This window comes from Stakelama marina (genome assembly GCF_018122655.1).
GTDB classification, from domain to species: Bacteria; Pseudomonadota; Alphaproteobacteria; order Sphingomonadales; family Sphingomonadaceae; genus Sphingomonas; species Sphingomonas marina.
The window spans coordinates 292779-309555 of record NZ_JAGRQC010000001.1; the positions used below are offsets into that span (position 1 = coordinate 292779).

Here is a 16777-nt window from a genome sequence, read left to right on the forward strand (position 1 = left end):
CGTCGTACTCCGTCGCAACTGTACGAGTCCAATTCAGTCGCATCGACGGGCGAGGGGCGTCAGCTGCGCCTTTGCAGTTGCGCGGTCATCGGGTAAAGCGCGCGCTTTCGAAATATCAGGCTGAATCCATGACGCTCTACGCCCGTTTCGCTGCCCATCTCGATGCCGTGCTCGATCAGCTCGTCGCCGACGGCGTGCTGCCCGAGGGGCTGGAGCGACGCAATGTCACGGTCGAACCGCCGCGCGATCCCAGCCATGGCGACCTGGCAACCAATGCGGCGATGGTGCTGGCCAAACCGGCCAGGACCAATCCGCGCGCGCTTGCCGAAGCGATCGCGGCAGGGCTGGAGAAGCTCGACGAGGTCGCCTCGGTCGCGGTCGCCGGGCCGGGCTTCATCAATCTGACGCTGACCGATGCGACGTGGCGCGAGGAACTGCGCGCGATCACCGACGACGGCGACGAGTACGGCAAGTCGGCCATGGGCAAGGACGTCACCGTCAATATCGAATATGTCTCGGCCAATCCGACGGGGCCGATGCACATGGGCCATTGCCGCGGTGCGGTGGTGGGCGATGCGCTTGCCAACCTGCTCGAATTCGCGGGGCACAAGGTCGTTCGCGAATATTATGTCAACGACGCGGGCGGTCAGGTCGATGTGCTCGCGCGCTCGGCGCATCTGCGCTACCGCGAGGCGCTGGGCGAGGATATCGGATCGATCCCCGAGGGGCTGTATCCCGGCGATTATCTGAAGCCGGTCGGCCAGCATCTCGCCGACGAATATGGCGACCAGTATGTCGGCAAGCCCGAGGGCGAATGGCTGGCGCTGTTCCGCGCCGAAGCGGTCGCGGCGATGCTGAAGATGATCAAATCGGATCTCGCCCTGCTCGGCATCCATCACGAGATCTTCGCGAGCGAGGCCGAATTGCAGAAGGCCGGCAAGCCCGAGGCGGCGGAGAAATGGCTGCGCGAGCACGACCTTGTCTATGACGGGCTGCTCGAAGCGCCGAAGGGCGAGACGCCCGAGGATTGGGAGCCGGTCGAACTGCCGCTGTTCCGTTCGACGAAATTCGGCGACGATCAGGACCGGCCGATCAAGAAGTCCGACGGAAGCTGGACCTATTTCGGCGCCGACCTCGCCTATCACTATCAGAAGGCGCAGGAGGCCGATCAGCTGATCGACATCTGGGGCGCCGACCATGCCGGTACGGTGAAGCGCATCGTCGCCGCCGTTGCCGCGCTGACCGAAGGCAAGACGCGGTTCGACGTCAAGCTGATCCAGATGGTGCGGCTGCTGCGCGGCGGCGAGCCGGTGAAGATGTCGAAGCGCGCGGGCAATTTCGTGACGCTCGCCGATGTCGTGAACGAGGTCGGCAAGGACGTCGTCCGCTTCACCATGCTGACGCGCAAGGCCGATGCGCAGATGGATTTCGATTTCGCCAAGGTCGTAGAGGCGTCGAAGGACAATCCGGTCTTCTATGTCCAGTACGCGCATGCGCGAGTCGCCTCGCTGAAGCGCAAGGCGGCCGAGGCGGGGATCGAGGGCGGCGATGCCGACCTGTCCCGGCTTGATACAGAGGAGCTGGCGCTGGTGAAGCGCGCGGCGCAGTTTCCGCGCGTGGTAGAGGGCGCGGCATCGGCGCGTGAACCACACCGTATTGCTTTTTATCTCTATGACTTGGCAGCCGATTTTCACGCGCTGTGGAACCTCGGAAACGATCAGCCGGGGCGGCGTTTCGTCGTGGCCGACGATCCCGATCTGACACGTTCGCGGCTTTTCCTCGCCGACGCGATCGGGCAGATTATCCGTAACGGCCTGGGGATCATGGGGGTCAGGGCCGTCGAGGAGATGCACTGATGACCGATACCGGCGCGGACGGAAGCACCCATCGCGAGGAGCCGTTTGCGGACGAGGACCGGCTGCCCTGGCTGGAAACCGCGGACGAGGATTTCGACGATGGTCCGTCGCCCGGGCGGATGGCGTTGCTCGTCGTGGTGGGCCTCGTGATCGTGTCGGCGATCGTCGGCGGATATCTGTGGCTGAGCAATCATCGCGGCGGGAGCGGCAATGGCGAGCTGATCGCGGCGCAGGAAGGCGATTACAAGGTCAAGCCGAACCAGGCCGGGGGCATGAAGGTCGCGGGCGAGGGCGACGCACGCTATGTCGCCAGCGAGGGCGGCACGACCAACGGATCGGTCGACGTGAACGCGCTTCCCGAAGCACCGGTCGACGGCAAGCGCGTGGCGCCGAAGAAGCAGGCGCCCGACAAGGGCGCGGCGAAAGTCGTCGCGCAGGTGCCGACCTCCGCCGAAAAAGTCGCGGCCAAGGCGCCCGCGCAGACCAGCGTGAACAAGCACAGTTCGGGCGGCGGCGGCTCGGTCGTGCAGCTCGGCTCCTTCCCCAATCAGAGCGGTGCCAAGACCGCATGGTCGCGGCTTTCCAAGCGCTTTTCCTATCTCGAGCCGCTCGGCGAAACCGTCCAGAAGGCGGAAGTGAACGGCAACACCGTGTATCGTCTGCGCGTGAACGCGGGCAGCGCGAGCGCGGCGAAGGAATTGTGCGGCAAGCTGAAGGTCGCGGGCGAGGCGTGCTACATTCCGGCGCAGTGACGCGCTGAGCGTCCGGAACCCTCTCCCCGCCGCGCGCGGGATTTGCTAGCGCAGGGCCATGAAGCCCGTGATCTATGGCCTGTCCGGCCTTTCCCTGACCGATGCCGAGCGCGCCTTTTTCGCCGAGGCGGACCCGGTCGGCTATATCCTGTTCAAGCGTAATGTCGGCGACCGAGCGCAGCTTCGCGCGCTGACCGACGAATTGCGAACGTTGTCGGGCCGCGACGACCTGCCGATCCTGATCGATCAGGAAGGCGGCAAGGTCGCGAGGATGGGGCCGCCCGAATGGCCAGCCTTTCCGGCGGGACCCGCGTTCGACGCGCTGTACGAAATCGCCCCGGCATCGGCGATCGAGGCGGCGCGCGTCAATGCGCAGGCGATCGCGCTGATGCTGGCCGAGGTCGGTATTACGGTCGATTGCCTGCCGCTGCTCGATGTCCGCCAGCCCGAGACGACGCCCGCGATCGCCGAACGCGTATTCGGCGCCGAACCGATGCGCGTGTCGGCGCTCGGCCGTGCGACGATAGAGGGGTTGCGCCGCGGTGGCGTCGTCGGCGTCGTCAAGCACATGCCCGGCCATGGGCGCGCGGTGGTCGACAGCCATTACGAACTGCCGGTGGTGAAGGCGGATGCGCATGCGCTGGAAAGCGATCTGGAGCCGTTCCATACGCTGAAAGACGCGCCGATGGGGATGACCGCGCATGTCGTCTATGAGGCCTGGGATAGCGAGCGTCCGGGGACGCTGTCGCCGGTGATCGTCGAGGATGTCATCCGCAGGCGCATCGGCTTTGACGGGCTGCTGATGACCGACGATATCGACATGAAGGCGCTCAGCGGGTCAGCGGGCGAAAAGGCGGCGGCGGCGATTGCGGCTGGCTGCGACGTCGCGCTCGATTGCTGGGCGCGGATGAATGAAATGGTCGATATTGCCGAGCGCACCGGCGAGCTGACCACAGCGGGACGCGAACGGCTAGACCGGGCGATGGCGACGATCGCCGACGGATGCGAGGAAGCCGAGCTGGACGCGCTGATCGCCAAGCGCGACGAACTGCTCGCGATCGCGCAAGCGGATGCGTGATGCGATGACGGTCTTGCCGTCGGCGGCCGGGGCGGCTTTACTCCGCCGATGACCGATGCGCGGGGCGAGGACGAGCGACTGACCATCGATATCGACGGCTGGGAAGGGCCGCTCGACCTGTTGCTGGCGCTTGCGCGCAATCAGAAGGTCGATCTGCGCGAAATCTCGATCCTCGACCTGGTCGAGCAATATCTGGATTATGTCGGTCATGCGCAGTCGCTGAAGCTCGAACTGGCGGCGGACTATCTCGTGATGGCGGCATGGCTCGCCTATCTGAAGTCGGCGCTGCTCTTGCCGCGCGACCCCGAGGTCGAACCGAGCCCCGAAGAACTGGCGATGCGGCTGCAATTGCGGCTCGAGCGGCTGAACGCGATGCGCGACGCCGGGGCGCGGCTGATGGCGCGCGACCGGCTGGGGCGCGACGTGTTCACGCGCGGAGCACCGGAAGGGCTGCGGACGATCCGTCAGACCGTCTGGCAGGCGGAAATCTATGATCTGATCGCTGCCTATGGCCGGGTCAGCGCGAGAACGCGGCCGGTGCTGCACGTCGTCGCGCAGCGCCCGGTAATGACGCTGGAGACGGCGATCGCGCGAGTCGAGGCGATGGTCGGCGAGCGGATCGACTGGTCGACCATCGAGAGTTTTCTGCCCGCAGATGCCAGCCCGGGATTTCGCAAGTCGGCGCTGGCGTCGAGCTTTCTCGCCGCATTGGAACTTGCGCGGCAGGGAAAGGTGCAGTTGAAGCAGAAATCGCCTTTTGCGCCGCTATATCTGCGTGGTCCGGCATGAGCACACCCGACGATCTGACCCGCGCGGTCGAAGCCGTGCTGTTCGCGGCGGAGGAGCCGCTGACCATCCATGAGATCAAGGCGCATCTGGGCGATGCCGATGTCCGGCCGGTGCTCGATGCATTGTCGGAGCATTATGCCGAACGCGGCATCGCGCTCGTCCGGCGCGGCGAGCGCTGGCATTTCGAGACGGCGGGCGATTTGGCGCACTTGCTGCGCCGCGACCGCGAAGAGCCGCGAAAGCTGTCACGCGCGGGCACCGAAACGCTGGCGATCATCGCCTATCACGAGCCGGTGACGCGCGCCGAAATCGAATCGATTCGCGGTGTGCAGATTTCCAAGGGCACGCTCGACGTGCTGATGGAGGCGGGCTGGATTCGCCCGGCGGGACGGCGCGAGGTGCCGGGCAGGCCGCTCACTTATGCGACGACGCAAGGATTTCTCGACCATTTCGGGCTTGCCAGCCGGCGCGACCTGCCGGGAATCGATGATTTGCGCGCTGCCGGACTGCTCGACCCCGTCGATCTCGCGATGGAGCAGGCCGAGGTAGAAAATCGCGACGAAGAGGCCTAGATAGGGTCAGAACGCGAGGAGATTTCGTAATGGGTGGTTTCAGCCTGGTTCACTGGCTGCTGTTCGCCGTGGTGGCGGTGTTGTTGCTTGGTGGCGGTCGTTTTTCAAACATGATGGGCGACGTCGCGAAGGGTATCAAGAATTTCAAGAAGGGCATGGCCGAGGAAGACGAGAGCGACAGGCGTGAGCCGTCGCGCCTCGAATCCTCGCGCAATTCGGAGCCCAAATACGACCGCGAGCGCGATGCAGAGCGTCCGCGCGAGGAACGCTGATAGTCTTGATTCCCGCCCTTTTCGGGCGCTTTCGATCCGAGCCTGGAAATAGATGCTAGACGTCGCTCCGACCGAATTGCTGGTGGTTGTCGTGGTGGCGATCCTCATCATCGGTCCCAAGGATTTGCCGAAGGCGATGCGCTTTGTCGGCCAGTGGGTCGGTCGCGCGCGCGCCATATCGCGCCAGTTCCGGTCGGGCATCGACGCGGTGATCCGCGAGGCCGAGCTTCAGGAACTGGAGAAGAAATGGGCGGCAGAAAATGAGCGCATCATGCGCGAGCATCCGCCCGAATCGCTGCCGGCGCCGAATGACGAGAAGACGGTAGAATCCGAAGCCGATTCGGAGCCTCGGCCCGAACCACCCCGTTCCGACGCGCCGCCACCGGACAAGGATGACGACAGCGAGCCGCAGCTTCCGCTCGATTCCACCATCGCCGAATCGGGCAAGCCCGAACTCACCGAAAAGCCGGTGATCAAGGACGAAGGCGCGTCCGAGGGTGCCGACAAGGATGCTGCCACGCGATGAGCGATGACGACAACGACCATGAAATCGACAACAGCCAGGCGCCGCTGCTCGATCATCTGATCGAATTGCGGTCCCGGCTGCTCTGGTCGGTAGGCGCGCTGTTGCTGGCCTTTATCGGCTGTTATTTCTTCGCCGAGAACATCTTCGCGTTCCTGGTCCAGCCGCTGGTCCATGCCGGGCAGCAGAAAATCATCTTCACCCAGATTTTCGAGGCGTTCTTCGTCCGCATCAAGGTGGCGTTCTTTGCCGGGCTGATGGTGTCGTTCCCGGTGATCGCGAACCAATTGTGGCAGTTCGTCGCACCGGGCCTGTATCGCCGCGAGAAGAAGGCGCTGCTGCCCTTTCTGGTCGCGACGCCGGTGCTGTTCATCATGGGGGCGTCGATGGCCTATTTCGTTGCCGTGCCCGTCGCGCTGAAATTCCTGCTCAGCTACCAGGGGAATTTCGGCGGGATCGATCAGGAAGCGCTGCCGTCCGTCGGCAACTACCTCGATTTCATGATGCAGTTCCTGTTCGCGTTCGGCCTGGCGTTTCTGCTGCCGATCCTGCTGATGCTGCTCGAGCGGGCGGGTATCGTGACGCGGCAGCAGCTTGCCGGCGCGCGGCGCTACGCGATTGTCGGCGCGTTCGGCATATCGGCGGTGCTGACGCCGCCCGATGTCGGGTCGCAGCTGTTGCTCGCCGGTCCGCTGATCGCGCTTTACGAGATCGGCATCATCGGCATCCGCATCACCGAGCGACGGCGCAAGCGCGAAGCCGGGACCGCATAAAAAGGGCCGCGGCAATGCGCGGCCCGAATAGTCTTTTGCGGGTAACCGAGGCTTATTTGGCGTCGTCGGCCGTATTGGCCACGGTGTCACCGGCAGAGGCAACATCCTTGCCCACGCCCTCTACCGTGTTGCAGGCGGCAACCAACAGCGTGCCCGCCAGCATCGCGAGGCTCATGATCTTACGCTTACGCATGACATTCTCCACCAGTTGAAACGTGCGGCGTATGCGCTTCAATGCGCGGACCCGCAGATTCGTTCCGGGCAGACAATGTTTCTGCGCGGCATCGTCGTCGGTTGGGAAATGCAGGGACTGGGGTCGCCCCAAAATTATTGAGCCCGGAAGCGTCACCGGGGGGGGGGAGGGGGTTGACGCTTCCGGGCCCATGTCTTGGATAGCGAGAGCGGGGGGGCAAAAAATTCACTATCCGAAGTGCAGAACGCGTCGTGTCGGGGGCGGTTCCCGCATTACGCAAAAAAATACGAAACTCAGCTCACACCCTTGATCGAAATGGCTATTTCATAGGTGCCGGTCATCGGATCGTGGTGCAGCGTTCCGCGCAATTGCCGCGCGAGTCCGGCGATCACCCGACCATATCGCGTATCGTTGAGCTGGTCGAATACCGGGCTTTCCATCAGTGCCGGGGATTCGACCGACAATGTCGCCAATCCATCGCTATCCGATGGCTTGAGCAGGATCGCGACCTTCGCCCTGCTGTCGCACTTCATCGCGAGTTCGATCAGTTCGGTCAGCAGGAACGCGACCGCGACCGCAGTATCCTGCGACACCAGAAACGGATCGAGATCGAGCGTCAGGCCGAGTTGTGCCGAATCCTCGGGCGCGGTTGCGCGCAGGTTCGAGGCGAGTTCGCCGATTACCGAGCGAATTTCTATGCCGTGATGCGCTTCGACTGCCGCATAATGGTGGCGATGGACGACCGCGAGCGCATCGACGCGGCGCTGGATCGTCGAATAGGCGCTGCTCGCTTCGTCGCCCTTGGCGCTGCGCGCGTGGAAATTGATGAGGCTGGCGATCACCTGAAGATTGTTCTTCACGCGGTGATGGACTTCGCGCGTCAGCCGCGTCTGCTGCACAAGCCCCTGCGCGAGATCCGCCTCGTGCGTGCGGACCGTTTCGCTGATGTCGCGGAAGGAATTACCGAGCTCGCGAATTTCGACCGCGGGCACCGCACTGGTCGGGGGCAGTTCGATGACCTCACCCGGATGATAAGCGTCGACCCTCGCCCGCAATCGCCGCAGCGGGCGGATGAGCAGGCGATCGACGACGAACCAGGCGATTCCGGCTGCCGCCGCCCACATGATGAGCGGCAGGAGCATCGTCACGATCACCGGTGAGCTGATCGGCGCCGAGCGCACCGACATCTGCATCGCGATCCCGTCGACACCCAGATCGACCGTCTGTCGTTCGCGCCGGTCGAGTGGGCCCTTTGCGGTCAGTTCCTGCAGCGACAGCGCCTCGTCGCCGCGGACCAGCGTTGCCGCATAGGGGGGCATGAAGCCGCTCGGCCGCGAGACGCGCGCGAGGAAATCGAGCGGAAAGAAGGCGACGGCGTAGGAGCCCGCCCGATGCCCTGCCACAGCGATCGACAATCCCTGACCGGGAACGAGCATGGCGGTGAGGCGCGGGCTGGTGATTTCGGGCATCAGGCCGGGGCGGATCGCACTGCCGCACAGCAGCTTTCCATCCGAACCATAGATCGAGAACTGCGTTCCGGCGGCGAATTGCTGCGCGAAGACGCCCTGCGCGCGCGCGCAGCTCGGCCTGTTTTCGGGGTCCTGGTCGAGTGCGTTCAGCGCCACGCGCAGCGCCGTCATATCGCCCAGCAATTCGTTCGACAGCGCGCGCGACCCTTCCGCGGCGGCGACGCGCAGCCGGGCGCGCGCCTCCACATCGGCAAGCCGCGTCGTTTGCAGCGAGGCGAAGAATACGATTGTCGCGAGCGGCAACAATGCCGCGCTGAGGATGAGAAAAACCTTGCCGCCGGTGGGTAGCCGGGCGAGCGCGGAGGTGCTTTTGTCTGGACGGGAAGACCGCTGATTCCGCTCTGTCATGAGCGGGGGATCAGCCAAGTTTGTTCAGAAGGTCGATCATCTCGTCGGGCACTTCCTCGGAAACCGCCTCGCGATAAACCGCGCGGAGGGCATCACCAACATTCTTGTTCTTGCTGTCGGGGCCATCGGCCTTTTTCCGCCGTCCCTTTTCGACCTCTTCTTTTCGATCGTGTTCCGATCGCACGCTATCCCCCTCGCTGCCGGCAGTGCCGGATGCTCTGCAAATTGACATCAACCGGACTGGTTACCGTACCATCCATAAAACTCATTTCGGATCGATGAAACAAAAGACCGCGTCGTTTGTTCCATCAACCGGTGCATTTTTGGGGAGGGGTACTCTTCCGTGCGCCGAGATTATGGTTGAAGATACGCGGACCACGTCCCAATTTCGTGGTCCAACGGAGGAGAAATATCCGCTCATGTCGCTAGGACAGCAGCTCGCACCGCACCTTCCTTTCCTGCGCCGCTACGGCCGTGCGCTCACCGGAAGCCAGGCGGAGGGCGATCGTTATGTACGCGCCGCGCTGGAGGCGATCGTCGCGGCGCCCGAAGAATTTCCGAAAGATGTCGACCCCCGGCTCGGGCTGTACCGGATGTTCCAGGGAATCTGGTCGTCGACGCACCCCGACGACTGGAAGGTCGATGAAAGCCAGTCCTCCGATAACGAGGCGATCGCCCGCGCCCGACTGGCGCGCATCGCCCCCTTGTCGCGTCAGGCGCTGTTGCTGACCGCGATGGAAGGTTTCACGACCGAAGACACCGCCTATCTGATCGACCGTTCGCCGGAAGAGGTCGAACAGCTTATCGAGGATGCGCTCGGCGAGATCGAGAAGCAGACGCGGTCGCGCGTGCTGGTGATCGAGGATGAGCCGATCATCGCGATGGATATCGAAACGATCGTCCGCGATCTGGGTCATGACGTGACCGGTGTTGCCGTCACGCGGGACGAAGCGGTGGCTCTGGCGATGGAGGACCGTCCCGGTCTCGTCCTCGCCGACATTCAGCTGGCCGATGACAGTTCGGGCATCGACGCGGTGAAGGACATCCTTGCGGAATTCAACGTGCCGGTGATCTTCATCACCGCCTTCCCGGAACGTCTTCTGACCGGCGAACGGCCGGAGCCGACATTCCTCATCACCAAGCCGTTCCAGCGGTCGACGGTGAAGGCGGCGATCAGCCAGGCACTGTTCTTCGATCAGGCGACGGTTCCGGCCGACTGAACACGGAACGGACACAAAACGACTTTCGGGGGTTGATGGCGTATGGCTGATAAAGACCAAGAAACGCACGTTAACACCGATCGCGCCCGCGCCGGCACCACGCCGCACATGACGCGGTACATTCTGGCGATCTCCATGGTCCTGATCGTCATCATCTATGCCATCATCGTCTGGACCGGATGACGGCGCTTTTGCGGATCGGCGCCACTGGTATTTGCTTACCGGTGGCCCTATCTTCGCGATAACAGGGTTTTTCACATGTATTCGAGTGGGATGGAATGAGCCGATCCGACAATCGGGGTGGCACGGAGGCGGACGGCGAGGAAAAGCCGCACGTTGCGCTGTCGGACCCGGAGTTCAAGGAGCAGCTGGCGCAGGTCATCCCGCATCTGCGTGCATTCGGGCGCTCGCTATCGGGTAGCCGTGACCTTGCCGACGATCTGGTGCAGGAAACGCTGCTCAAGGCATGGGCCGCGCGCAAGCGCTTTCAGGCGGGCACGAACATGCGCGCCTGGACCTTCATCATCCTTCGTAACCTCTACCTCTCGCAAATGCGCCGCGCGCGCTTCAAGGGAGAATGGGACGATCTGGTCGCGGACCGGTTGCTTGCCGCGCCGGCGAGCCAGGATCGCCATGTCGAGCTATCGGACATGCAGCGCGCGCTTCTCCACCTGCCGCAGCCGCAGCGTGAGGCGCTGATCCTCGTCGGTGCGGGCGGTTTCGCCTATGAGGAGGCGGCAGAGATTTGCGGTGTTGCCGTCGGCACCATCAAGAGCCGCGTCGCGCGCGGTCGCGTGGCGCTGGAGGGCGTGCTCAACGACGGCGACCTGTCGCCGCGCAGCGAGCATGACGGCGGAGAAAAGAGCGCGCTCGATACGATCATGGGCGAAGTCGACGATCTGAGCCGGGACCGCTGAACCGCGGTCCCGCTTCGCTCAGTTCGTGCGCGAGCCGGTCTTTCCGTCAAGCTGATCGAGACAATTCAGCATATCGTCCGGAATGGCGGAATCGCCGCCATAGGCGTCGCGCAGCGTCGACCCCACCGCGTCATACGCGCGCGGCTCCGACACCACCATCGGGCGTCTTTGGGCTTGGTTGCCCGAGAAGGGGGGCGTGTTCGACATGCACATTAAACGAGCATTTCGCAGAATCGTTTCCTTCGATTAATCTCGATTATCCCCGACCAAGAGGAAATGTGACCTTGGGGACACAGTCATGACGCCATCGATTGCCGACGCCATTGCCCGTGCGGAGAAATATTCTCCCTTTCTTTCGGGGCTCATTGCGCGAGAGCAACAATTGGTCGATGCGATCGACGAGGCTGTCGCCGATCCGCTGGCCAACTGCGCGGTATCCGACGAAACGCTGCCGGCGGGCAGCCGTCTGCGCATCGAAAGGCGCCGGATCGCGCTGGTGACCGCGCTGGGCGATTTGTCGGGCGCATATCCGCTTGAACGCGTCACGGGGATATTGTCCGATTTCGCGGATCGTGCGCTCGATCTTGCGATCCGCACCGCCATATCCGAACGCACGCCCGATGCCGAACCGACCGGCTTCGCGGCAATCGCGCTCGGCAAACAGGGCAGCCACGAGCTCAATTATTCCTCGGACATCGATCCGATCCTGATTTTCGACCCCGAAACGCTTCCCTGCCGTCCGCGAGAGGTGCCCGAGGAGGCGGCGGTGCGGATCGCGCGGCGTGTGATCGAACTGCTCCAGCGGCTCGACCGCGACGGGTATGTGCTGCGCGTCGATCTGCGGTTGCGGCCTTCGCCCGAAGTCACCCCGGTCGCGCTGCCCGTCAATGCCGCCATCTCGCATTATGAATCGGCTGCGCTGCCGTGGGAGCGCGCGGCGTTTATCCGGTCGCGCGCGGCCGCGGGAGACATGGAGCTTGGCGAGCATTTTCTGCGTGCGATCCGCCCCTTCGTGTGGCGCCGGTCGCTCGATTTCGGCGCCATACGTGAGATTCGCGCGATCACCCGGCGCATTCGCGATCATCACGATACCGGGCAGGTGCTGGGACCGGGCTTCGACTTGAAACGCGGGCGCGGCGGCATCCGCGAAGTCGAATTTTTCGCACAGGTCCACCAGCTGATCCATGGCGGTCGATATTCCGAACTGCGCGCGCCAGCGACACTCGATGCGCTTGCGGCGCTGGGCGAGGCGGAATGGATCGCGCCCGACGAAGCACGCGATTTCGCGGCGGCGTACCGGCTTTTGCGGACGATCGAACACCGGGTGCAGATGATCGACGACCGGCAGACACACATGTTGCCGAATGCGCCTGAAAAGCTGGATGGCGTCGCCGGGCTACATGGGCTGGAAAGCGGAGACGCGCTGCTGGATGCGCTGCGTCCGCATGTCGAGCGCGTCGGGGCGGTCTATGATGCACTGGTTGCGGCCGACGACGCGCCGGGCCTGCCCAACGACACCGACCGCCTGGCCGAACGCCTGAACGCGGCGGGCTTCGCCGAGCCGGAAAACGCGATCAAGCGGATCGAGAAATGGCGTTCGGCATCCTATCCGGCACTCCGCAGTTCGGCGGCGCAGAATGCGCTGGAGGCGGTGCTGCCGGGGCTTGTCGAGGCGATGTCGGGCGCGGCGGACCCGCAGGCGGCGTTGCTGCGCCTCGATGCGCTGCTCGCAAAGCTGCCGAGCGCGATCAATTTCCTTCACCTGATCGAGGCGGAGCCGGCGCTGGCGCGCCTGTTGAGCAGTATTTTGTGCCATGCGCCGACGCTGGCCGACATGCTCGGCCGTCGTGTCGAACTGCTCGATGGGCTGATCGACGCGTCCGCGCTCGACCCCATGCCCGACATTGCGACGCTGGCCCGCGAGATGATGCCCGCGGAGCGTGGCGCCGATTATCAGCAATTGCTCGATCATGTTCGCCGCGTGGTCAATGAGAAGCGGTTCGCACTGGGCGCGCAGATCGTCGCCGGGGCGAGCGATCCGGTGGAAGTGTCTGCGGGCTATGCAAGGCTTGCAGAGGCGGCGGTGCAGGTCCTGACAACCGCTGCGATCGACGAATTTTCCGAACGCCATGGCAAGGTGCCGGACAGCGAACTCGTTATCCTGGCGCTCGGACGGTTGGGCGGCGAACAGCTCACCCACGCATCGGACCTCGACCTCATTTACTGTTTTACCGGCGATTATGCGAGCGAATCCGATGGCGAAAAGCCTTTGGGTGCAGTGCTCTATTACAATCGCCTTGCACAGCGCGTCAGCGCCGCGCTTTCGGTGCCCACCGCCTCGGGCCCGCTCTACGAGGTCGATACGCGGCTGCGCCCGTCGGGCGCGCAGGGGCCGTTGGTCGTGTCGCTCGACGCCTTCGCCAAATATCAGCGCGAGAGCGCATGGACGTGGGAACATATGGCGCTGACGCGCGCGCGGCCGGTTTACGGTTCGGAAAGCGCGCGAAAGGCGATCGGCGACATCATTTGCGATGTGCTGAACGGCGACCGCCCCGCGCGCGATATCGCCGCGGATGCCGCAGCCATGCGCGACGAGATGGCAGCGCACAAACCGCCTGCCGGGCCGCTCGACGCCAAGCTGCTCGACGGCGGGCTGGTCGACCTCGAATTCGCGGTTCATGTTCAGCAGTTGCGCCACCGCACGGCGTTCGATCCGCATCTCGGCACGGCGATTGAATCGCTTTGCCGTGGCGGCTTGCTGCCGGAAGCGCTGCGCGCTGCGCATCTGTTCCTGACACGGATGCTGGTTACGCTGCGGCTGGTGGCGCCAGATGCCAAGCCGCCGCCCGAGGCGACGCGTGCCCTGGTCGCGCATGCGGTCGGGGAACAGGATTGGGACGGTGTGCTTGCGTCGTTCGATCGCACCCGGCAGGAGGTGCGCGCGTGCTGGCAAGCGGTGCGCGGCGAAGCAGAAAATGGAGATGAAGCGTGACCATCGCTGAAGGCGACAGCCTGCCGAATGTCGAAATCGAACTGCCCGATGAGAGCAAGGCGAAGCTGCCGGACTATTCCGGGCAGCCACTGGTGGTATATTTCTATCCCAAGGACGATACGAGCGGCTGCACGCGCGAGGCGAAGGAATTCAGCGCGGCGCTGGGCGACTTTGCCGATGCCGGGGCAAAGGTTCTTGGTATTTCTAAGGATTCGCCTGCAAAGCACCGTAAATTCGCCGAAAAACATGACATCTCCGTCGATCTGGCAACTGATGCCGATGGCGCGGTTACCGAGGCGTTCGGCGTCTGGGTCGAAAAGAACATGTACGGGCGCAAATATATGGGGATCGAGCGTTCGACCTTTCTGTTCGATGCCGGCGGCAAGCTGGTGCGCGTCTGGCACAAGGTGCGCGTTCCCGGCCATGTCGAGGCCGTGCTGGAGGCGGTGAAGGACCTCGGTTGATGCAATCGGTCGCCGAGGCCATCCGCGAGGTGCTGCTGACGTGCGAGCCGCGCGACAAGGTCGTGCGGGCGCGGGCCGTGGTGCGCGCGTGGCGGCGCGGTGAGCTCAAGGCGCGTTTCGATGTCGACATGCCCGATGAACCCGGACGGCCGGACAAGCCCGAACTGCTGCCGCCGAACCGGATGCCGAGGCGCGGCAAGGGTGGTTCGGAACGCGGCCGCATCGCGCTTCTCCACGCGCTTGCGCATATCGAGTTCGTCGCGATCGACCTGGCATTCGACATGGCGGGTCGTTTCGGGGCGCGTTTTCCGCGTGCGTTCGTCGACGACTGGCTGTCGGTCGGCGCGGACGAGGCGATGCATTTCGCGCTGCTCGATCGCCGTCTGCGCGCGCTGGGAAGCGCATATGGCGCGCTGCCCGCCCATGCGGGATTGTGGGAGTCGGCGCGGGTAACCGCGCACGATCCGCTTGCCAGGCTGGCGGTGGTTCCGATGGTTCTGGAGGCGCGCGGACTGGACGTGACGCCCACGACCGTCGAGCGCGCAAGGCGCGCCGGCGATGAGGCGACGGCGCGCATCCTCGACCGCATCTACACCGACGAAATCCGGCATGTCGGGATCGGTACGCGGTGGTTCGAACATGGCTGTCGCGAGGATCGAATCGCTTGCGAAACGCATTGGCAAGCGCTTGTCCGCGAATATTTTACAGGGGTGTTGAAGCCGCCGTTCAACGACTCGGCGCGTCGATCTGCCGGTTTAACCCGGTCTTACTATGGTCCGCTTGCGAAATAGCAATTAACCCTCCACAAAATAACCATTACCGGATGCGGAGGGGCTGCTTTCGGTTTCGATGGTCGCACGAACGCTGCAATTCGCGGCGTTCTGTAATAGAAATCGCCGGGGAATAATGGGCATCAACGCTGTACGTCATACGAACGCGAATTTGATCGCACGGTTCCAAAAAATCTTCACGACGCGTGATTTCATCTTTCACGATGGACGCGAATTGCGTCGTTTCAGCCTTAGCGGACGCAAACAGGCCCTGATGGGCGCAGTGGCGGCTGTCACGGTCTGCTTTTCCGCCTATGGCGTGACGTCGGCGACCGCGGGGGCGATCGCTGCCAGCGGCGTCATGGGCGACCAGTCGCCCGAGGCGCGGCTCGCACGGATGCAGACCAAGGTCGCGTCGATCCAGGCCGATATGGCAACGATCCGCGAAGCCGCCGCGACGCGCGCGGCGCGCGTCGAGCAACGCCAGGCGATGATCGCCGCCGTGCTGTCGGGCAAGGGGCACCCGTCGCAGCTCGCAGCGGTGGCTTCTGCCGACGAGACCGAGAAGGGCACGCCGATCGCGGCGAAGACGGTCGCTCCGTTCGACAAGCTCGAAGGTCGTCAGATCGCGTTCGCGGTTCAGGCGCGCAAGGCAGCCGAGGCGCGCTACGACGCGACCGCCGCGCATTTGCGCCAGCTCGGGCTGAAGCCGGAGCGCTTTGCCGCTGCGATGGGCGGACCCTATGAGCCGGTGAGCGCGACCGAGGAAGCGGCGCAGCACACCGCCGACGCGCAGTTCCGTTCGCTGTTCAATGCCTGGAAGAAGCTCGACACGCTTGAAAAGGGCGTGATCTCGATCCCGTCGCTTAAGCCGGTCGAGCATGTAACCTTTTCGAGCACCTTCGGCGTGCGCACCGATCCGTTCCGCGGCACGTCCGCGATGCATGCCGGTGTCGATATTCCCGGTCCCAAGGGCACGCCGGTCTATGCCACCGCCGATGGCATCATCGATCGTGCGGGGCGCGCGGGCGGATATGGCAACATGGTCGAGATCGATCACGGCCGCGGTATCGAAACGCGTTATGGCCATCTGTCGAAGATCCTCGTGAAGGACAATCAGCGCGTTCATCGTGGTGACCTGATCGCGCTGATGGGGTCGACGGGCCGTTCGACGGGCAGCCACCTGCATTACGAGGTTCGCATCGACGGCCATGCGGTCAACCCGATGCCCTATCTGAAGACCACGTCCGACCTGGTCGCGATCCAGGACCGTGCGCAGGCAAATCAGCAGCTCGCATCGGTCGGTGGTCCCGCTAGCTAAGCGGAATCCGGGCAGGGCGGGCGGCTTGCCGATTTCCGCTTGCGACCCTATCTCGCAAGCATGACGCAAGCGCAGAGTTCCGACATTCACCTGACCGAGGCCGCCGCGGCACGCGTGGCGATGATCGCGGAGAAGCAGGGCAAGCCGGCGATCCTTCGGCTCTCGGTCGAAGGTGGCGGCTGTTCGGGCTTTCAATACCGCTTCGGTCTCGCCGAACAGCCGGAAGGCGACGACAATATCGCCGAAACCGATGGGGTTCGGCTTGTCGTCGATTCGGTGAGCATGGACCTGGTTCGCGGCTGCTCGGTCGATTTCGTCGAATCGCTGGGCGGGACGGCTTTCCGGGTCGAAAATCCCAATGCCGCCGCCGGATGCGGTTGCGGTTCCAGTTTCGCGGTCTGAACGCGC

At 64.1% G+C, this 16777-nt stretch carries 20 protein-coding genes; 16 read left to right on the forward strand and 4 right to left on the reverse strand.

What is annotated here, in order from left to right; all coding sequences use genetic code 11:
• Window positions 1-128: 128 nt before the first annotated feature.
• The 8 genes from argS to tatC are packed head-to-tail and all read left to right on the forward strand — an operon-like array spanning window position 129 to window position 6615.
• Complete coding sequence (gene argS, locus J7S20_RS01325) at window positions 129-1856, forward strand: arginine--tRNA ligase (protein WP_284052433.1); 1728 nt, start codon at window positions 129-131, stop codon at window positions 1854-1856.
• Entirely contained in the window at window positions 1856-2608 is a 753-nt protein-coding gene (locus J7S20_RS01330; RefSeq protein WP_284052434.1) for an SPOR domain-containing protein, read from the forward strand. The genes argS and J7S20_RS01330 overlap by 1 nt, the downstream gene beginning before the upstream one ends.
• A 58-nt stretch (window positions 2609-2666) precedes the next feature.
• The gene (locus J7S20_RS01335; protein WP_284052435.1) at window positions 2667-3686 is read left to right on the forward strand and encodes a glycoside hydrolase family 3 N-terminal domain-containing protein; all 1020 of its coding nucleotides are present in this window, start codon (window positions 2667-2669) and stop codon (window positions 3684-3686) included.
• A gap of 48 nt (window positions 3687-3734) precedes the next feature.
• Entirely contained in the window at window positions 3735-4475 is a 741-nt protein-coding gene (locus tag J7S20_RS01340) for a segregation and condensation protein A (RefSeq protein WP_284052436.1), read from the forward strand.
• Window positions 4472-5047, forward strand: coding sequence for an SMC-Scp complex subunit ScpB (scpB, locus tag J7S20_RS01345; RefSeq protein ID WP_284052437.1), 576 nt, complete (start codon window positions 4472-4474; stop codon window positions 5045-5047). Before J7S20_RS01340 ends, scpB begins: the two co-directional genes overlap by 4 nt.
• A 29-nt stretch (window positions 5048-5076) precedes the next feature.
• The gene (locus tag J7S20_RS01350) at window positions 5077-5319 is read left to right on the forward strand and encodes a twin-arginine translocase TatA/TatE family subunit (RefSeq protein ID WP_284052438.1); all 243 of its coding nucleotides are present in this window, start codon (window positions 5077-5079) and stop codon (window positions 5317-5319) included.
• Between the two features lie 52 nt (window positions 5320-5371).
• A complete protein-coding gene (gene tatB, locus J7S20_RS01355) occupies window positions 5372-5845 on the forward strand; it encodes a Sec-independent protein translocase protein TatB (protein WP_284052439.1) in 474 nt (157 codons plus the stop codon).
• Window positions 5842-6615, forward strand: coding sequence for a twin-arginine translocase subunit TatC (gene tatC, locus J7S20_RS01360; RefSeq protein WP_284052440.1), 774 nt, complete (start codon window positions 5842-5844; stop codon window positions 6613-6615). Before tatB ends, tatC begins: the two co-directional genes overlap by 4 nt.
• A 52-nt stretch (window positions 6616-6667) precedes the next feature.
• Here tatC and J7S20_RS01365 read toward each other — a convergent pair whose 3' ends face one another.
• From J7S20_RS01365 to J7S20_RS01375, 3 genes are all read right to left on the reverse strand, one after another.
• Entirely contained in the window at window positions 6668-6808 is a 141-nt protein-coding gene (locus J7S20_RS01365) for an entericidin A/B family lipoprotein (RefSeq protein ID WP_284052441.1), read from the reverse strand.
• 293 nt (window positions 6809-7101) lie between these two features.
• Window positions 7102-8685, reverse strand: coding sequence for a sensor histidine kinase (locus J7S20_RS01370; protein ID WP_284052442.1), 1584 nt, complete (start codon window positions 8683-8685; stop codon window positions 7102-7104).
• A 10-nt stretch (window positions 8686-8695) separates the two neighbouring features.
• Entirely contained in the window at window positions 8696-8869 is a 174-nt protein-coding gene (locus J7S20_RS01375) for a NepR family anti-sigma factor (protein ID WP_284052443.1), read from the reverse strand.
• Between the two features lie 235 nt (window positions 8870-9104).
• Here J7S20_RS01375 and J7S20_RS01380 point away from each other — a divergent pair, with 235 nt between their 5' ends.
• From J7S20_RS01380 to J7S20_RS01390, 3 genes are all read left to right on the forward strand, one after another.
• A complete protein-coding gene (locus J7S20_RS01380) occupies window positions 9105-9905 on the forward strand; it encodes a response regulator (RefSeq protein WP_284052444.1) in 801 nt (266 codons plus the stop codon).
• Window positions 9906-9947: 42 nt separating this feature from the next.
• A complete protein-coding gene (locus J7S20_RS01385; RefSeq protein ID WP_284052445.1) occupies window positions 9948-10088 on the forward strand; it encodes a hypothetical protein in 141 nt (46 codons plus the stop codon).
• A 95-nt stretch (window positions 10089-10183) separates the two neighbouring features.
• Window positions 10184-10822: a sigma-70 family RNA polymerase sigma factor gene (locus J7S20_RS01390; RefSeq protein WP_284052446.1), complete on the forward strand. Its 639-nt coding sequence runs from the start codon at window positions 10184-10186 to the stop codon at window positions 10820-10822.
• An 18-nt stretch (window positions 10823-10840) separates the two neighbouring features.
• Here J7S20_RS01390 and J7S20_RS01395 read toward each other — a convergent pair whose 3' ends face one another.
• Window positions 10841-10981, reverse strand: a complete 141-nt coding sequence (locus tag J7S20_RS01395; RefSeq protein WP_284052447.1) for a hypothetical protein — start codon at window positions 10979-10981, stop codon at window positions 10841-10843.
• Between the two features lie 139 nt (window positions 10982-11120).
• Between J7S20_RS01395 and J7S20_RS01400 the strand changes: the two genes are divergently transcribed.
• The 5 genes from J7S20_RS01400 (at window position 11121) to erpA (ending at window position 16771) form a co-directional block, all read left to right on the forward strand.
• Window positions 11121-13814, forward strand: a complete 2694-nt coding sequence (locus tag J7S20_RS01400; protein WP_284052448.1) for a bifunctional [glutamine synthetase] adenylyltransferase/[glutamine synthetase]-adenylyl-L-tyrosine phosphorylase — start codon at window positions 11121-11123, stop codon at window positions 13812-13814.
• A complete protein-coding gene (locus J7S20_RS01405; protein WP_430980888.1) occupies window positions 13811-14278 on the forward strand; it encodes a peroxiredoxin in 468 nt (155 codons plus the stop codon). The genes J7S20_RS01400 and J7S20_RS01405 overlap by 4 nt, the downstream gene beginning before the upstream one ends.
• The gene (locus J7S20_RS01410; RefSeq protein WP_284052449.1) at window positions 14278-15069 is read left to right on the forward strand and encodes a ferritin-like domain-containing protein; all 792 of its coding nucleotides are present in this window, start codon (window positions 14278-14280) and stop codon (window positions 15067-15069) included. The genes J7S20_RS01405 and J7S20_RS01410 overlap by 1 nt, the downstream gene beginning before the upstream one ends.
• 151 nt (window positions 15070-15220) lie before the next feature.
• Entirely contained in the window at window positions 15221-16369 is a 1149-nt protein-coding gene (locus J7S20_RS01415) for a M23 family metallopeptidase (protein WP_284052450.1), read from the forward strand.
• Window positions 16370-16429: 60 nt separating this feature from the next.
• A complete protein-coding gene (erpA, locus tag J7S20_RS01420) occupies window positions 16430-16771 on the forward strand; it encodes an iron-sulfur cluster insertion protein ErpA (RefSeq protein ID WP_284052451.1) in 342 nt (113 codons plus the stop codon).
• The last annotated feature ends 6 nt before the right edge of the window (window positions 16772-16777 follow it).